Annotated in this window: 14 protein-coding genes; 12 read left to right on the top strand and 2 right to left on the bottom strand. The window is 63.5% G+C overall.

The genetic code is table 11. The annotated features are described in order from the left end of the window. Together HY019_RS19575 and HY019_RS19570 are read right to left on the bottom strand one after the other, a co-directional pair. Nucleotides 1-1,090, bottom strand: a 1,090-nt coding sequence (locus HY019_RS19575; protein ID WP_290695411.1) for a TonB-dependent receptor plug domain-containing protein, incomplete at its 3' end; no start/stop codon positions are given. 40 nt (nucleotides 1,091-1,130) lie between these two features. After that, nucleotides 1,131-1,772: a response regulator transcription factor gene (locus HY019_RS19570; protein WP_290695409.1), complete on the bottom strand. Its 642-nt coding sequence runs from the start codon at nucleotides 1,770-1,772 to the stop codon at nucleotides 1,131-1,133. A 550-nt stretch (nucleotides 1,773-2,322) separates the two neighbouring features. Between HY019_RS19570 and leuC the strand changes: the two genes are divergently transcribed. The 12 genes from leuC (at nucleotide 2,323) to folC (ending at nucleotide 16,290) form a co-directional block, all read left to right on the top strand. Continuing rightward, a complete protein-coding gene (gene leuC / locus HY019_RS19565; protein WP_290695408.1) occupies nucleotides 2,323-3,732 on the top strand; it encodes a 3-isopropylmalate dehydratase large subunit in 1,410 nt (469 codons plus the stop codon). 32 nt (nucleotides 3,733-3,764) lie between these two features. Further along, a complete protein-coding gene (locus HY019_RS19560) occupies nucleotides 3,765-3,896 on the top strand; it encodes an entericidin A/B family lipoprotein (protein ID WP_290695406.1) in 132 nt (43 codons plus the stop codon). A 6-nt stretch (nucleotides 3,897-3,902) separates the two neighbouring features. After that, the gene (gene leuD, locus HY019_RS19555) at nucleotides 3,903-4,550 is read left to right on the top strand and encodes a 3-isopropylmalate dehydratase small subunit (protein ID WP_290695404.1); all 648 of its coding nucleotides are present in this window, start codon (nucleotides 3,903-3,905) and stop codon (nucleotides 4,548-4,550) included. A gap of 36 nt (nucleotides 4,551-4,586) precedes the next feature. Continuing rightward, nucleotides 4,587-5,666, top strand: a complete 1,080-nt coding sequence (gene leuB / locus HY019_RS19550) for a 3-isopropylmalate dehydrogenase (protein WP_290695402.1) — start codon at nucleotides 4,587-4,589, stop codon at nucleotides 5,664-5,666. Between the two features lie 60 nt (nucleotides 5,667-5,726). Then, nucleotides 5,727-6,860, top strand: a complete 1,134-nt coding sequence (gene asd / locus HY019_RS19545; protein WP_290695399.1) for an aspartate-semialdehyde dehydrogenase — start codon at nucleotides 5,727-5,729, stop codon at nucleotides 6,858-6,860. 400 nt (nucleotides 6,861-7,260) lie between these two features. Continuing rightward, the gene (locus tag HY019_RS19540; protein ID WP_290695397.1) at nucleotides 7,261-10,035 is read left to right on the top strand and encodes a FimV/HubP family polar landmark protein; all 2,775 of its coding nucleotides are present in this window, start codon (nucleotides 7,261-7,263) and stop codon (nucleotides 10,033-10,035) included. A gap of 6 nt (nucleotides 10,036-10,041) precedes the next feature. Next, nucleotides 10,042-10,923, top strand: a complete 882-nt coding sequence (gene truA, locus HY019_RS19535) for a tRNA pseudouridine(38-40) synthase TruA (protein ID WP_290695395.1) — start codon at nucleotides 10,042-10,044, stop codon at nucleotides 10,921-10,923. A gap of 136 nt (nucleotides 10,924-11,059) precedes the next feature. Continuing rightward, nucleotides 11,060-11,716 (top strand): phosphoribosylanthranilate isomerase, encoded by a 657-nt coding sequence (locus HY019_RS19530; RefSeq protein ID WP_290695393.1) that lies wholly within the window; start codon nucleotides 11,060-11,062, stop codon nucleotides 11,714-11,716. 59 nt (nucleotides 11,717-11,775) lie between these two features. Then, complete coding sequence (gene trpB / locus HY019_RS19525; protein ID WP_290695392.1) at nucleotides 11,776-13,023, top strand: tryptophan synthase subunit beta; 1,248 nt, start codon at nucleotides 11,776-11,778, stop codon at nucleotides 13,021-13,023. A gap of 17 nt (nucleotides 13,024-13,040) precedes the next feature. Continuing rightward, nucleotides 13,041-13,859: a tryptophan synthase subunit alpha gene (trpA, locus tag HY019_RS19520; protein WP_290695413.1), complete on the top strand. Its 819-nt coding sequence runs from the start codon at nucleotides 13,041-13,043 to the stop codon at nucleotides 13,857-13,859. A gap of 5 nt (nucleotides 13,860-13,864) precedes the next feature. Then, nucleotides 13,865-14,740: an acetyl-CoA carboxylase, carboxyltransferase subunit beta gene (gene accD, locus HY019_RS19515; protein ID WP_290695390.1), complete on the top strand. Its 876-nt coding sequence runs from the start codon at nucleotides 13,865-13,867 to the stop codon at nucleotides 14,738-14,740. Between the two features lie 170 nt (nucleotides 14,741-14,910). Further along, entirely contained in the window at nucleotides 14,911-16,290 is a 1,380-nt protein-coding gene (folC, locus tag HY019_RS19510; RefSeq protein WP_290695388.1) for a bifunctional tetrahydrofolate synthase/dihydrofolate synthase, read from the top strand. The last annotated feature ends 1 nt before the right edge of the window (nucleotide 16,291 follow it).

Raw genomic sequence — 16,291 nt, 5'->3', positions numbered from 1 at the left:
GGGCCAGGATGGTATTGAGCTCATTGGCAATCTGCATATCCCGGGCAGGGTCGCCGGTAGACAGCGTCCCGGTCTCGATGATGCCTGCCAGGATCGTCGGGTTGTCGAGGATGAAAGTGCGCAAGGCCGGCACAAACAGGCCTCTGAAGGGGCAGGTAAGCCAGCTCTGCTTGGTGCTGAGCTTGTCGTGAAAACCTCTGATCTGAAGCTCATGGGTTGACGACAGCGCGCGCGTCCATTTGCCGCTTACCAGGGTTTCCGTGGTTTTCTGATCGGGGTTGGTCGTCTGAAAGACGTCCTGCACATAGCCGATGTCGCGCTTGCCGTCGGTGAGGGATGCTTGAAGCTCCAGCGAGGATCCGGCACCCAGATCGGTCTGGGAGCGAACGTTCAGCCTTTGCACCTGGGTGCTGTCATGGGCCCCGCCGCGCAAGCTGATGTGGTCGTAGCCGCTGTCGCGCTGCTTGTCCGCGGTGGCATACAGATGGGTGTCGCCCAGCTTGGTGGCCAGACGCGCGGTGGCGCCATGCTCGTGGTGCGAACCGACCGAGACCGAAGCCATGCCCTGGTCCACATCCTTGGGGTGCTTGGTCAGGATGTTGATGACCGCCATCATCGAGTTGGGGCCGTACGCCGCAGAGTTGGGCCCGCGTGTGACCTCGATGCGGTCAACGTCTTCCAGTGCCACGGGCAACAAGGGCCATTCCACCCGTGAGAAGCCGGGGCGATAAGCCGAGACGCCATCGATCAGCACATTCAGGCGGCGCGGGGTGCTGGAGTCGGTCCCGTGGTAATTGATCTTGTACTCGTTGCCAGTGGCCCGGGATACGACCATGCCCGGTACCAGGCGCAAGGCCTCTTCGATGCGCGTGATGCCATATCGGCGGAGGGTGTCGGCCGTGATGATGGTGACGCTGGCGGGCACATCGCCCAGGGACTGACGCAGCCGCGTGGGCGTGATCACCACCGGGTAGCTGAGTTCGGTGGAGTCGATGTCTTCGGCTGGCTGCTGCTGCGCCATGGCCCCGGGAGACAGTGAGAGCGATGCCATGGCCAGGGACGCCAGGGCAGGGGCCAACTTGGTTTTCATGTTTTGACTTCTACTGATCGAGCGGCGCGAAGGGCGGGGCTCAAGGCTCGATCAAGCCGCACTTCACCGCGAGCAAGGTGATGTCTGCGGCGCGGTGGATGCCCAGGTGGTCCTTGATGGACTGGCTGGTGGTGCTGATGGTCTTGGGTGACAGGTTCATGCGCTCGGCAATCTCCACATTCGTCAGGCCTTGTGCCATCAGCTTGAACACCTCGATCTCCCGAGGTTGCAGGCGGGCCAGTGGCGACTGGTCACCGTGCACGCTGAGCAGGGCCAGCCGCGCGGCGATGTCGGGCAGGAACACGGTTTCGCCCTCGTGGATCTTGAGAATGGCTTGCGCCAGGTCGGCAGGGTCGGTGCTCTTGGGGACAAAGGCCTTGGCGCCGCGCTTGTAGGCCTCGCGCACAACCGTGTCCTGGTCAAATTGCGTGTAGATGGCGACACGGGCTTCGGGGAAGCGGGCCATCAGCGTCTGCAGCAGGTCCAGCCCGCCAATGCTGGCATCACCAAAACGCAGATCCAGCACCAGGACGTCCGGGCGCAGCTCGGCATAGGTGTCGACCACGGCAGAGGCTTCGCTGGCGGAGCCAACCACATGCAGGCCATGGCGCGAGAGCACGCTGGCCAGACCTTCCACGATCAACGGGTGGTCGTCGGCAATCATCACGTTGATCACGCTCATTGGTTTCTTCTCCGTCACTGATTTGGCTTGCTGTGGGCGTTTCGGCGTGCGTTTGCGTGCAAGGTGTCATCAATTCGCCACCTGGTGGCATTCTTGCCTTGTCTGATTCGCCGGGAACCGCGCATTTTACAGCGCTGGTATGGGCTGGCTGGGCTTTGTGTCACGCCGTGCGCACCATGGTGGTGTCCGAATGTGTGTGAAATTGCACAGATTGGCTACGCTTTGTTGCATTTAATTGCTACTTGGTGGTAATCTGATTGTCTATATGTGGTGCTATAGTTGCGCCAAAGAAGAAGGTTTTAACGCTGTCAAACTGTGCTTAAAAGGGAGTGCGACCGAAGAGTCGCCATATCGCTCTGGGAGGGGCGGCAGAAGGGCATGTCCAGTCAAATGGGCATGCCCTTTGTGCTTTTCCGCTGTGCTTTGCGGATCAAAACCCTGCTCACAAGGGAAACCCGGGCCCTTGTGGCGTCATTCCTGCGGCCCTTGCCTTAAAATCGTCATCTTTTCCCTCTACAGGGCCCTCCAGCCCTTTGCCCGACTGAGCATCATGGGACGCACCCTCTACGACAAGATCTGGGACGAGCACATCGTCCACACCGAAGAAGACGGCACTGCCGTGCTGTACATCGACCGTCATCTGGTGCACGAAGTCACCAGCCCGCAGGCCTTCGAAGGGCTGGACATTGCCGGGCGCAAGGTGTGGCGCCTGTCGGCCAACCTGGCCGTGAGTGACCACAATGTGCCCACGACCGATCGTTCCGAGGGTATCAAGGACCCGATCTCCAAATTGCAGGTCGACACGCTCGACAAGAACTGCGACCGCGTCGGCATCACGCAGTTCAAGATGAGCGACAAGCGTCAGGGCATCGTGCATGTGATCGGCCCGGAGCAGGGTGCCACGCTGCCCGGTATGACCGTGGTTTGCGGTGACAGCCACACTTCCACGCACGGCGCTTTCGGTGCGCTGGCGCACGGCATCGGTACGTCCGAAGTCGAGCACGTGCTGGCCACCCAGACGCTGCTGGCCAAGAAGGCCAAGAACATGCTGGTGCGCGTCGAGGGCACGCTGACCAAGGGCTGCTCCGCCAAGGACATCGTGCTGGCCATCATTGGCAAGATCGGCACGGCCGGCGGTACGGGCTACACCATCGAGTTCGCCGGCAGCGCCATCCGTGCCCTGAGCATGGAAGGCCGCATGACCGTGTGCAACATGGCCATCGAGGCCGGCGCCCGTGCGGGCCTGGTGGCGGTGGACGACACCACGATCAACTATTGCAAGGGTCGCCCCTTCTCGCCCGCGGGTGTGGAATGGGACCAGGCCGTGGCCTACTGGCGCACGCTGCACTCCGACGCGGACGCGGTGTTCGACACCGTGGTCGAGCTCAACGCCAACGACATCAAGCCGCAAGTCACCTGGGGCACCTCGCCCGAGATGGTGTTGTCCATCGACGACCGCGTGCCTGATCCCGACAAGGAAAAGGACCCGGTCAAGCGCTCGGCCACCGAGCGTGCGCTGCAGTACATGGCGCTTGAGCCCAACAAGGCCATCAACGACATCCTGGTCGACAAGGTCTTCATCGGTTCGTGCACCAACAGTCGCATCGAAGACATGCGCGAAGCTGCCGCCGTGGTCAAGAAGATCGGTGGTCGCGTGGCCTCCAACATCAAGCTGGCCCTGGTCGTGCCTGGCTCCGGCTTGGTCAAGGAGCAGGCCGAGCGCGAGGGCCTGGATCAGATCTTCAAGGCCGCGGGCTTCGAGTGGCGTGAGCCGGGTTGCTCCATGTGTCTGGCCATGAACGCCGACCGCCTGGAGCCCGGTGAGCGTTGCGCCTCGACCAGCAACCGCAACTTCGAAGGCCGTCAAGGCGCGGGTGGCCGCACCCATCTGGTGAGCCCGGCCATGGCCGCCGCCGCTGCGATGCAAGGCCACTTCGTGGACATCCGCCGCATCGCCTGATCCCATTTGTCTTGTAGTTGGAGAGCCCTCACATGAAACGTCTGGCTGTTTTTCTGATCGTGACCCTGTCCATGCTGGCGCTGTCGGCCTGCAACACGGTGCACGGCCTGGGGCAGGACATCGAAAAGGCCGGTGAGGCCATCTCTGGCGCAGCGAAAAAGTAATTCACCATGCAAGCATTTCGCATTCACAAGGGCCTGGTGGCCCCGATGGACCGGGACAACGTCGACACCGACGCCATCATTCCCAAGCAGTTCCTCAAGTCGATCAAGCGCACGGGCTTTGGCCCCAACCTGTTCGACGAATGGCGCTACCTGGACGCGGGCGAGCCCGGCCAGGACCCGGCCACGCGCAAGCCCAACCCGGACTTCGTGCTCAACCAGCCGCGCTACAAGGGCGCCTCTGTGCTGCTGGCGCGCAAGAACTTCGGTTGTGGCTCCAGCCGCGAGCACGCGCCCTGGGCGCTGGACCAATACGGTTTTCGCGCCATCATTGCGCCCAGCTTTGCTGACATCTTCTTCAACAACAGCTTCAAGAACGGTCTGCTGCCCATTCAATTGAGCGAGTTGCAGGTCGACAACCTGTTCAATGAAGTGGCGGCCTTCCCAGGCTATGAGCTGAGCATCGATCTGGAGCGCCAGGTCGTGATCAAGCCTGATGGCACCGAGCTGCCCTTTGACGTGCAGCCCTTCCGCAAGTTCTGTCTGCTCAACGGCTTTGACGACATCGGCCTGACCCTGCGTCACGCCGACAAGATCAAGGCCTATGAGGCTGAGCGCCTGGCGCAAAAGCCCTGGCTGAACCACCGCATCGTCTAAACAAAAAACACTCCTCGCTGAGACTCCATCATGGTCATGAAGATTGCTGTTCTGCCGGGTGACGGCATTGGTCCCGAAATCGTCACGGAAGCCGTCAAGGTGCTGAGCACCCTGGATCTGGCCTTCGAGATGAAAGAGGCCAAGGTCGGTGGCGCCGCCTTTGACGCCCACGGCCACCCGCTGCCCGAGCACACCTTGAGCCTGGCCATGGAGTCCGATGCCGTGTTGTTTGGCTCGGTGGGCGACTGGAAGTACGACAAGCTGGACCGCCCATTGCGTCCTGAGCAGGCCATCCTGGGCCTGCGCAAGAACATGGGCTTGTTTGCCAACTTCCGCCCGGCCATCTGCTACCCGCAGCTGACGCATGCTTCCAGCCTCAAGCCTGAGCTGGTGGCCGGTCTGGACATCCTCATCATCCGTGAACTGACGGGCGACATCTACTTCGGCCAACCGCGTGGCCGCCGCCTGTCGCCTGATGGTGAGTTCAAGGGTGCGCAAGAGGCCTTTGACACGATGCGCTACTCTCGCCCCGAGATCGAGCGCATCGCCCATGTGGCCTTCCAGGCCGCCCGCAAGCGCGGCAAGCGCGTGACCAGCGTCGACAAGGCCAATGTGCTGGAGACCTTCCAGTTCTGGAAGGACGTGGTCACCGAGGTGCACGCCCAGTACCCTGACATCGAGCTGGACCACATGTACGTGGACAACGCCGCGATGCAGCTGGTCAAGGCGCCCAAGAAGTTCGACGTGCTGTTCACCGGCAACATGTTCGGCGACATCCTGTCTGACGCTGCGGCCATGCTGACCGGCTCGATCGGCATGCTGCCTTCGGCCTCGTTGAACGCCAAGGGCCAGGGCCTGTACGAGCCCAGCCATGGCTCGGCCCCTGACATCGCCGGCAAGGGTGTGGCCAACCCCCTGGCCACCATCCTGAGCGCCGCCATGATGTTGCGCTTCAGCCTGAACCAGGAAGAAGCCGCCAGCCGCATCGAGCGCGCCGTGCAGGCCGTGCTGGAGCAAGGTCTGCGCACGCCTGATATCTACAGCGAAGGCGCGAAGAAGGTCGGCACCGTCGAGATGGGCGAGGCCGTGGTGGCCGCCCTGAAAGCGCAAGGCTGAGGCGCAAGCTGATGTGTGCCCGGGCGCACACGCACAAGATTCAATTTGAAGGATAGAAAAATGGCTACGACTCTGGTTGGTTTGGTGGGCTGGCGCGGCATGGTCGGCTCCGTGTTGATGGACCGCATGCAGGCCGAGGGTGATTTCGCTCTCATCGAGCCCATGTTCTTCTCGACCTCGAACGCGGGCGGCAAGGCCCCGTCGATGGCCAAGAACGAAACCACGCTCAAGGATGCCTATAGCATCGACGACCTCAAGCGCTGCGACATCATCCTGACCGCCCAAGGCGGCGACTACACGACCGAGGTCTATCCCAAGCTGCGCGCTGCGGGCTGGAATGGCCACTGGATCGACGCCGCGTCGACTCTGCGCATGAAGGACGATGCCGTCATCGTGCTGGACCCGGTCAACATGCCCGTGATCAAGAACAGCCTGGCCAACGGTGGTCGCAACTGGATCGGCGGCAATTGCACCGTCAGTTGCATGCTGATCGGCGTGGGTGCCTTGTACAAGGCCGGTCTGGTCGAGTGGATGTCCACCCAGACCTACCAGGCTGCGTCCGGTGGCGGTGCGCAACACATGCGCGAGCTGCTGACTCAGTTCGGCACGCTGAACGCCGAAGTGCGCTCGCTGCTGGACGACCCCAAGAGCGCCATCCTGGAAATCGACCGCAAGGTCATCGCCAAGCAACGCGCCCTGACGGAAGCCGAAACGGCCAACTTCGGTGTGCCGCTGGGTGGTTCGCTGATCCCCTGGATCGACAAGGATCTGGGCAATGGCCAGTCCAAGGAAGAGTGGAAGGGCATGGCCGAGACCAACAAGATCCTCGGCCAAGGCGAGGGCTTCGGGTCGCCTGCCGTGCCGGTGGATGGCTTCTGCGTGCGCATTGGCGCCATGCGCTGCCACAGCCAGGCCTTGACCTTCAAGCTCAAGAAGGATGTGTCCGTGCAGGAGATCGAAGCCATGATCGCTGCCGACAACCCCTGGGCCAAGGTCGTGCCCAACACCCGCGAGGCCACCATCAAGGACCTGACGCCTGTGGCTGTGACCGGCACCCTGACGATCCCGGTGGGGCGCGTGCGCAAACTGGCCATGGGCCCCGAATACGTGGGTGCCTTCACCATTGGCGACCAATTGCTGTGGGGCGCGGCAGAGCCGCTGCGTCGCATGCTGCGCATTCTGCTGGACGCGTGATTTGAATTAACCGACGTTGCCGGCGCATATTTGACAAGCGCCAGCAACGTCTGGTCACAAAATCGGTGTCGCGCCTTGTTGCCCCAGGGCGACAATCTAACCCCCTAGTTTCATGCTGGGAACTTGTTTCCGGCCTGAATTCGACGCTAGGGCGCTAGATCAGTAATTGCATGAGCTTGTCACCGTATCTGCTTGATGCTATTGTGTTTTCTGCTGCGTACCGTCTGCAGGTGCTGGCACGTCTGTGGGTCGCTTTGCGATCCGGGCGCGCCGCTGGTCGACGAACCGACCTCATGACGACTTGGGAGACGCCTTGAAAGATCATTTGCTGTCCGCCGGGCCAAAAGCCCAGAGTTCATTTGCCCTGAATAAGGTTGCGGTTGCCGCAGCCTTTTCTGCTTTGGCTGTATTGCCTGTTTCGACCTGGGCGCTGGGGCTGGGTAAATTGAATGTGCAATCGGCGCTGGGGGAGCCCCTGCGTGCCGAAATCGATGTCACCAGCCTGACACCTGAAGAGGGCAGCTCCCTCCAGGTGCGCGTTGCCACGCCGGAAACCTACCGTGCTGCGGGTGTCGACTACAACCAGGTGCTGACGGCCACGAACATCGTGCTGCAACGTCGCACGGATGGTCGTCCGTATCTGCGCATCGTCAGCGACCGCACGGTGCAGGAGCCGTTTGTCGACGTCATCCTGGATCTGTCCTGGTCCTCCGGTCGCCTGGTGCGCGAGTACACGCTGTTGTTCGATCCGCCTACCAGCCGCTCGAGCACGCAGACCACATCGCCCGCCATTGATGCGCCGGCACAGGCCCCTGCGCCCGCTCCGGCTGCTGTGGCCGAGCCTGTGGTCAAGCCTGCGCCGTCCAAGCCTGTGGCTGCAACGCCTAGCGAGCCTTTGAAGGTGCGCAAGGGCAAGAAGCCCGCCCCCTCTGCTTCGGAAGCCGCCGCCAGTGCCCCCGCACCGGCTGAAGCTGAAGCGCCCGCACCGACCAAGGTTGCCCCGGCAGAGTCCACCGCGCCGTCTCAGCAAGCCGATACCATCCGCGTCAAGCAAGGCGATTCGCTGTCGCGCATCGCGGGTCGCGCGGCGCAGCCCGGCGTGTCGCTCGATCAGATGCTGGTGGGTCTGTACCGCAACAACCCGCAAGCCTTCCTGGGCAACAACATGAACCGACTGAAGTCGGGCGTGGTGTTGAACGTGCCCACGGCTGAGCAGGCCAAGAGCGTTTCCACCGACGAGGCTCGTCAGATCATCGTGGCGCAAAGCTCCGACTTTGCCGCCTATCGCCAGCATCTGGCTGGTGCCGTGACCGCCACGACACCTGAGCAGCCACAGCGTCAGGCCAAGGGCAAGGTCCAGGCCGAAGTGCAGGACAAGAAGCAGTCTGAAGCACCAGCGCCTGACAAGCTCACCCTGAGCAAGGGCGGCATGTCCTCATCGGCCAAGCCCGCCGCCGAAGATCGCCTGGCCAAGAACCGCGCCAAGCAGGATGAAGCCACCCGTGTGGCCGAGCTGTCCAAGAACCTGGATGACCTGCGCAAGCTGAAGGAAAAGAGCGCGGCCGCTTCGGTGCCCGCCAAGGTCACACCGCCGCCTGCGCCTGTGGTGGCCAGCAAGCCTGCACCGGCTCCGGCCCCTGTTGTCCCTGTTGCCCCGAGCAAGCCTGCCGTGGTGGTGCCTCCACCCGCTCCGGCGCCCGTGCCTGCGCCTGCGCCCGTCCCGTCCAAGCCTGCCGTGATCGAGCCCGCGTCTGCGCCGGCCTCCGCCACGGTGGCAGAGGCTGTGGCCAGTGCCGCGTCCGAGCAGGCCTCCGGTGCCGCAACAGCCGCCGCGATCCAGGCCTCCGCACCTGAGGCTGCGGCCTCTTCTGTGCGCCCCAGCCTGCCCGTGTCGCCTGCACCTGTGCAAGAGCCCGAGTCACCTGGCTTCCTGGAGTCGCTCAACCCGATGCTGCTGGCCGCTGGTGGTGCCGCTGTGGCCCTGCTGGCAGGGGCGGCCATGTACTTCCGCTCGCGTCGCCGTGGCGATACGGGTGAAACGTCTTTCCTGGAAAGCCGTCTGCAGCCCGATTCGTTCTTTGGCGCCAGCGGTGGTCAGCGCGTGGACACCCGTGATGCCACGGGTGGCCCCTCGTCCATGAGCTATTCGCTCAGCCAGCTCGATGCCATTGGTGACGTGGACCCGGTGGCCGAAGCCGACGTGTACCTGGCCTATGGTCGCGATCTGCAAGCCGAGGAAATCCTCAAGGAAGCGCTGCGCAGCACGCCGGAGCGTCTGGCTGTGCGCACCAAGCTGCTGGAGGTCTATGCCAAGCGCCGTGACACCAAGGGCTACGAGCAATTGGCTGTCCAGCTCTTCAACCTGACCAATGGCCAGGGTGACGACTGGTCCAAGGCGCAGGAAATGGGCCTGGGCATCGACCCAGAAAACCCGCTGTACCAGCCTGGTGGCCAGCCTTCTGCCGCGCCGCTGAGCATCGAGACACCCAATGACATGCTGGGTGCCAGCACCATCCCGCATTCTGTGATGCCTGCGCCGAGCATGCTGGAGCCCGTTGCGGCGCCAGTGCCCCCGGCTGCACCGGCCCCTGTTGCAGCACCTGCTGCTGCCATGCCGGCCGAGCTGGTTGACCTGGATCTGGATATTTCCGCGCCGATGCCGCTGGATGAGGTGTCTGACTCGGTTTCGCCGCACACCACGGAAGCCGGTGACCTGCCTCCGCTGCAGTTGCCCGAAATCGAAAACACGGTGGCCGAGCCCAAGTCGGCTGCCCTGGACACCGGCCCGATGGACCTGCCCAAGATCGATGCTGGCGTCTCGGCGACCCCGTCCGCCGATGGTGGCCTGGACTTCGATCTGCATGTGGACCACAAGCCCGCAGCATCTGCTGCACCTGCTTCGTTCGACATGAGCAGCATCAGCCTGGATCTGGATTCGCCCGCACCCGCTCCGACGGCAGCGGTGGAGCCCGAAGATGACTGGCTGACGGCCACGACCAACGCGCCTTCTTCGGTGTCTGCTGACCCGATGACACGCAAGTTCGAACTGGCCGACGAGTTCCGTCAGATCGGCGACATGGACGGCGCCCGTGAACTCCTGCAGGAAGTGCTGGAGAACTCGCAGGACGGCAACTTGAAGTCCAAGGCGCAAGCCATGCTGGACAGTCTGGGCTGATGACGCATGCCGGATGATGATCCGGGGGGGAAGGCATCCGCCTTCTCCTCGGCTGACCACAGCGCCAGTCAGACAGGGGCGGCCCGGCGGGTCGCCCTTGGTGTTTCTTACCTGGGCAACGCGTACAAGGGTTGGCAGAGCCAGCCTGGCGGCGGTACGGTGCAGGACACGCTGGAGGCGGCGCTCAGCGCGTTCATCACCAAGCCCATCAAGGTGCTGTGCGCCGGGCGGACTGACGCTGGTGTACATGGCATCAACCAGGTGGTCCACCTGGATACGGACACCTACCGCACGCCTTTTTCCTGGGTGAGGGGCACCAATACCTTCTTGCCCAAGGACATCGCCGTGCAGTGGGCTGTTGAGGTCCCTGCGCATTTCCATGCACGCAACAGTGCACTTGGCCGCCGCTACACCTACGTGCTGCTGGAGGCCGCGGTGCGTCCGGCACTGGAGTCGGGCAGGGCAGGGTGGGTTTTCAGGCCTCTGGATCTGGATGCCATGCGGCAGGCGGCTGCGCACCTGATCGGCGAGCACGACTTCAGCTCGTTCCGATCCTCCATGTGCCAGTCCCCCACGCCAGTCAAGAACCTGCGAGACATTGCTATCCGCCGCTGCGGCCCGCCCGATGCGCCCACGGCCTATTGGCGTTTCGATTTCGAGGGGCAGGCCTTCCTGCACCACATGATCCGCAACATCATGGGTTGCCTGCTGATGGTGGGCACGGGCGTGCAGCCAGCGTCCTGGGTGCTGGACGTGCTGCAGGCGCGTGATCGCAAGGTGGCCGCCCCCACTTTTTCACCAGATGGTTTGTATTTCCTGGGGCCACGCTACGACCCCTCCTATGGTCTGCCCGAGCAGGTGCCGGGCCTGGACTGGCTTCCCACCTGAATCCAGCAAGTCAAGGGCTTTAAGGGTGTCAGGCCCGGATCAGGGGTGTTCAAACAGGTGGCTGGGCGTTTACCCGCATTTTTGAGACAATCCCGTCATTGACACCGACGGGCTGCCTGCCAGCCCTGCTGCCTGGATGGCCTTGCCCCCTGAACACCGCACGCGGATCAAGATCTGCGGTCTGACCCGTGAAGCCGATGTCGATGCCGCCGTGGAGGCGGGGGCCGATGCCATCGGTTTTGTGGTCTATGAAAAAAGCCCCCGCCATGTCCGGCCCGAGCGCGCCGGTGAACTGGCACGGCGTCTGCCCCCCTACGTCACGCCAGTCGTGCTGCTGGTCAATGCCTCGCATGAGCTGCTTCAGCAGGCCTTGCAGGCTGTCCCCCATGCGGCCTTGCAGTTCCATGGCGACGAGACGCCCGCGCAGTGCGAGGCGGCCCTGCGGCCCTACGTTCGGGCGGCCCGGATGGCCCCCGGTTTCGATTTGTTAGACTTCGCCCTGGCTTACCCCGGCGCCCAAGCCATGTTGGTGGACGCTCACGTAGACGGCTACGGCGGGGGAGGCAAGGTATTTGACTGGTCCCTGTTGCCAAAACAGCTGCCTCGTCCCATGATCCTTTCGGGTGGACTGCACCCGGGAAACGTGAAGGACGGGGTCATCAGCGTGCGGCCATGGGCTGTGGATGTGAGTTCTGGTGTGGAAGCGGGCAAGGGCATCAAGGATGCCGCGCTGATGCGCCAGTTCTGTCAGGCTGTGCGGGCGGCTGATCGGCAATGTGCCGAGGCCGCATGAGCGCGGAGCTGTTCACCTGACAAGGTGTGGCCCCGCATGGTGAGTTCATTGAGAGTGACATGCTGAATTACAACCAGCCCGATGCCAAGGGCCATTTCGGGCCCTACGGCGGGACCTTCGTCTCCGAGACCCTGATCCACGCGCTGAATCAACTCAAGGACGTCTACGAACACTATCGTCACGACGAGGCCTTCAAGGCCGAGTTTCGTCGCGAACTGGCCCACTTTGTGGGCCGTCCCAGCCCGATCTACCACGCGGACCGTCTGAGCCGCGAGACGGGGGGCGCTCAGATCTACCTCAAGCGTGAAGACCTCAACCACACCGGCGCGCACAAGGTCAACAACACCATTGGGCAGGCCCTGCTGGCCAAGCGCATGGGCAAGCCTCGCGTAATCGCTGAAACCGGTGCCGGCCAGCACGGCGTGGCCACGGCCACCATCTGCGCGCGCTATGGCATGGAATGCGTGGTCTACATGGGCGCGGAAGACGTCAAGCGTCAGTCCCCCAATGTGTACCGCATGCACCTGCTGGGCGCCAAGGTGGTGCCGGTCGAGTCCGGTAGCAAGACCCTGAAAGACGCGCTCAATGAAGCCATGCGCGACTGGGTCACCAACGTCGAGAGCACCTTCTACATCATCGGCACTGTGGCTGGCCCTAGCCCCTATCCCGCCATGGTCCGCGACTTCCAGAGCGTGATCGGCGAGGAGTGCCTCAAGCAGATGCCTGAGCTGATAGGCCGCCAGCCTGATGCCGTGATCGCCTGTGTGGGCGGTGGCAGCAATGCCATGGGCATCTTCTACCCCTACATTCCGCACGAAGGCGTGCGCCTGATCGGCGTGGAAGCGGCAGGCGAGGGCGCCGACAGCGGCAAGCACTCCATGTCGCTGCAAAAGGGTGTGCCCGGCGTGCTGCACGGCAACCGCACCTACCTGCTGCAAGATGCCAACGGCCAGATCACCGAGACGCACTCGATCTCGGCTGGCCTGGACTACCCCGGCGTGGGCCCCGAGCACGCTTACCTGAAGGACATCGGCCGTGCCGAGTACGTGGGCATCACCGACAAGGAGGCGCTGGAAGCCTTCCACCGTCTGTGCCGCACCGAGGGCATCATCCCTGCGCTGGAGTCCAGCCATGCCGTGGCCTATGGCATGAAGCTGGCTGCCACGATGCGCCCTGATCAGCATGTGCTGATCAACCTGTCCGGTCGTGGTGACAAGGACATCGGTACCGTGGCCGATCTGACCGGCGCCGAGTTCTACTGCCGCCCGTCCTGCCGTGGTCAATCCGTGAAGGGGGGCCTGGCATGAGCACCCACTCCAAAGTGATCACCCGCCTGGACAAAACCTTTGCCACGCTGAAGGAACAAGGTCGCAAGGCCCTGATCCCCTACATCACCTGTGGTGACCCGTTTCCCGAGAAAACCGTCGAGCTGATGCTGGCGATGGCCGAAGCTGGTGCTGACGTGATCGAGCTGGGTGTGCCTTTCTCTGACCCGATGGCCGACGGCCCCGTGATCCAGAAGGCCGCCGAGCGCGCGCTGGCCAAGGGCATTTCGCTGGCCCGCGTGCTGGAAGACGTCAAGGCCTTCCGCGCCAGGAATGCCGATACGCCCGTGGTGCTGATGGGCTATGCCAACCCCATCGAGTGTTATGACCTGCACCATGGCGCAGGCAGCTTTGTGCGTGAAGCCAAGGCTTGCGGTGTGGACGGCGTGCTGGTGGTGGACTACCCGCCCGAAGAATGCGAAGAGTTTGCCGCCCGCTTGAAGGCCGCCGATCTGGCGCCCATCTTCCTGCTGGCGCCTACTTCGACCGAGCAGCGCATGGCCGATGTCGGCCGTGTGGCGGCGGGTTATGTGTATTACGTGTCGCTCAAGGGCGTGACAGGTGCAGGCCACCTGGACACCGACGCCGTGGCCGACATGGTGCCCCGCATCAAGGCGCATGTGAATGTGCCCGTGGGTGTGGGTTTTGGTATCCGTGACGCAGAGACCGCCAAGGCGGTGGCTGCTGTGTCGGACGCCGTCGTGATCGGTTCGCGCATCGTCCAGTTGCTGGAAACGCAGACGCCGGACACGGTGGTGGCTGCCGGGCGTGGTTTCATCGCTGAAATCCGTGCGGCCCTTGACTCCTTGAAAGGCTGAACATCATGAGCTGGCTTGAAAAACTGCTGCCCCCGAAGATCCAGCCGACCGACCCTTCAGAGCGTCGTTCGGTTCCGGAAGGGCTGTGGGTCAAGTGCCCGTCGTGTGAAACGGTGCTCTACAAGAACGACCTGGAAGCCAATGTGAACGTGTGCCCCAAGTGCGGCCACCATCACCGCATTGGCGCCCGCGCTCGTCTGGACGCCTTCCTGGATGCCGAAGGCCGCTACGAACTGGGCCAGGAAGTGCTGCCCGTTGACGCCCTGAAGTTCCGCGACAACAAGAAGTATCCCGATCGCCTCAAGCAGGGCATGGAAGCCACTGGTGAGACCGATGCCCTGATCGTGATGGGCGGCTCGGTGCACAGCATCCCCGTGGTTGCAGCGTGCTTCGAGTTCGACTTCATGGGGGGCTCCATGGGCTCCGTGGTTGGCGAGCGCTTCGTGCGTGGTGTCGAGGCGGCGGTTGAGCAAAAGACGCCGTTCATTTCCTTCACCGCCACGGGTGGCGCCCGCATGCAGGAGGGCCTGCTGAGCCTGATGCAGATGGCCAAGACCAATGCCGCGCTGACCCGTCTGGCCAAGGCCAGGCTGCCCTACATCAGCGTGCTGACTGACCCGACCATGGGTGGTGTGTCGGCCTCGTTCGCCTTCGTGGGCGATGTGGTGATCGCCGAGCCCAAGGCCCTGATCGGCTTTGCCGGCCCTCGTGTGATCGAGAACACCGTGCGTGAAGTGCTGCCCGAGGGCTTCCAGCGTTCCGAGTTCCTGATGCAAAAGGGTGCGGTCGACATGATCATGGACCGCCGCGAGCTGCGCCTGGCCATCGCGCGCCAGCTGGCCATCCTGACCCGCCAGCCGGCTGATGCCGTGTCGGCCTGAGCATGGTCATGTGATGCCTCTGAACCAGGGCCTGGCTTGACCTTCAAGAAGCATTCAAGTCGTTCTGGTTTCAACATGCGGGCTGCCTTGTGATGCAGCCCGTTTTGTTTTCCTGTTCGAGTCGGCCCCTTTCGTTTTCCACGTTTGCCCCCAGCTGAAGTTCCTGTGCCATGAGTTCCTCACCCAACGCCCCTGCTGCTGTGCCTTCCACGCTGGACGAGTGGCTGTCGCACTGCGAGCGTCTGCACCCCGTGACCATCGACATGGGCCTGGAGCGGGTCGGTGAGGTCTGGCAGCGCGCCGGCATCACATTGGGCACGCCCCTGGGCCGGGAAGAAGAGGGGCTGGACGCGCCGGTGGTGTTCACCGTGGCGGGCACCAATGGCAAGGGTTCGACCTGCGCCATGCTGGAGGGCATCTTGCTGTCGGCCGGCTTCAAGGTGGGCGTGTATGGCTCGCCCCACCTGGTGCATTTTGAAGAGCGCTGCCGTATCGGTGGTGAGCTGGTCAAGGCGGCCGATCTGGTCCCGCATTTCGCGGCCATCGAAGCCGCGCGGGGCGACACGGCCCTGACCTATTTCGAGTTCACCACGCTGGCGATCCTGCGCTTGCTGGCCACCTCAGGGCTGGACGCCGTGATCCTGGAGGTGGGCCTGGGCGGCCGGCTGGATGCGGTCAATGTGATCGACACCGACTGCGCCATCATCACCAGCATCGACCTGGACCACATGGACTACCTGGGCCCGGATCGCGAGTCGATTGGCCGCGAGAAGGCCGGGATCATGCGGGCAGGGCGCCCGGTGGTGGTCTCCGACCCGCAGGCGCCGCAGAGTGTGGTGGCCCGCGCCGAAGCGCTGGGAGCCGATATCTGGCTGTTCGGGCGTGACCACAACTATGCGGGCGACCGCCAGCAGTGGTCCTGGGGTGGGCGCGCCAAGCGTTTCAATGGCATGGCCTACCCGGCGCTGCGTGGCGCCAACCAGTTGCTCAATGCCTCGGGTGTGCTGGCGGCGCTGGAGGCCATGCGCAACCGCCTGCCGGTGTCGGCCCAGGCGGTGCGCACCGGGCTGGCCACGGTCGAGTTGCCAGGGCGCTTCCAGATCATCCCGGGGCAACCCACGTTGATCCTGGACGTGGCACACAACCCCCATGCCGCTGCCACCCTGGCTGTCAACCTGGACCAGATGGGTTTTTATCCGCGCACGCATGCAGTGTGGGGCGCCATGTCCGACAAGGACCTGGGCGGCATGATCAGCAAGATGCGCCCGCTGGTGGACGCCTGGTATTGCTGCGATCTGCCTACGGCACGGGCGGCCAGCGCGGCCGACTTGAAGCAGGCCATCGAGGCGGAAATCACCGCGCACCCCCTGGCGACCGCCCCGAAAGCGACGGTTTCCACCCATGCCGACCCGATGGATGCGCTCAAGGCGGCACTGGCCGCAGCAGACCCCACGGATAGAATCGTGGTCTTTGGGTCTTTCTATACCGTAGGCGGTGTTTTGCACGATGGCTTGCCCAAGCTGAACGCGCCCCATATGCCTGCAGCCTGAG

This window comes from Aquabacterium sp. (assembly GCF_016195855.1).
Classification (GTDB): domain Bacteria; phylum Pseudomonadota; class Gammaproteobacteria; order Burkholderiales; family Burkholderiaceae_C; genus Aquabacterium.
This window is presented reverse-complemented; position numbering and strand designations above follow the sequence as displayed.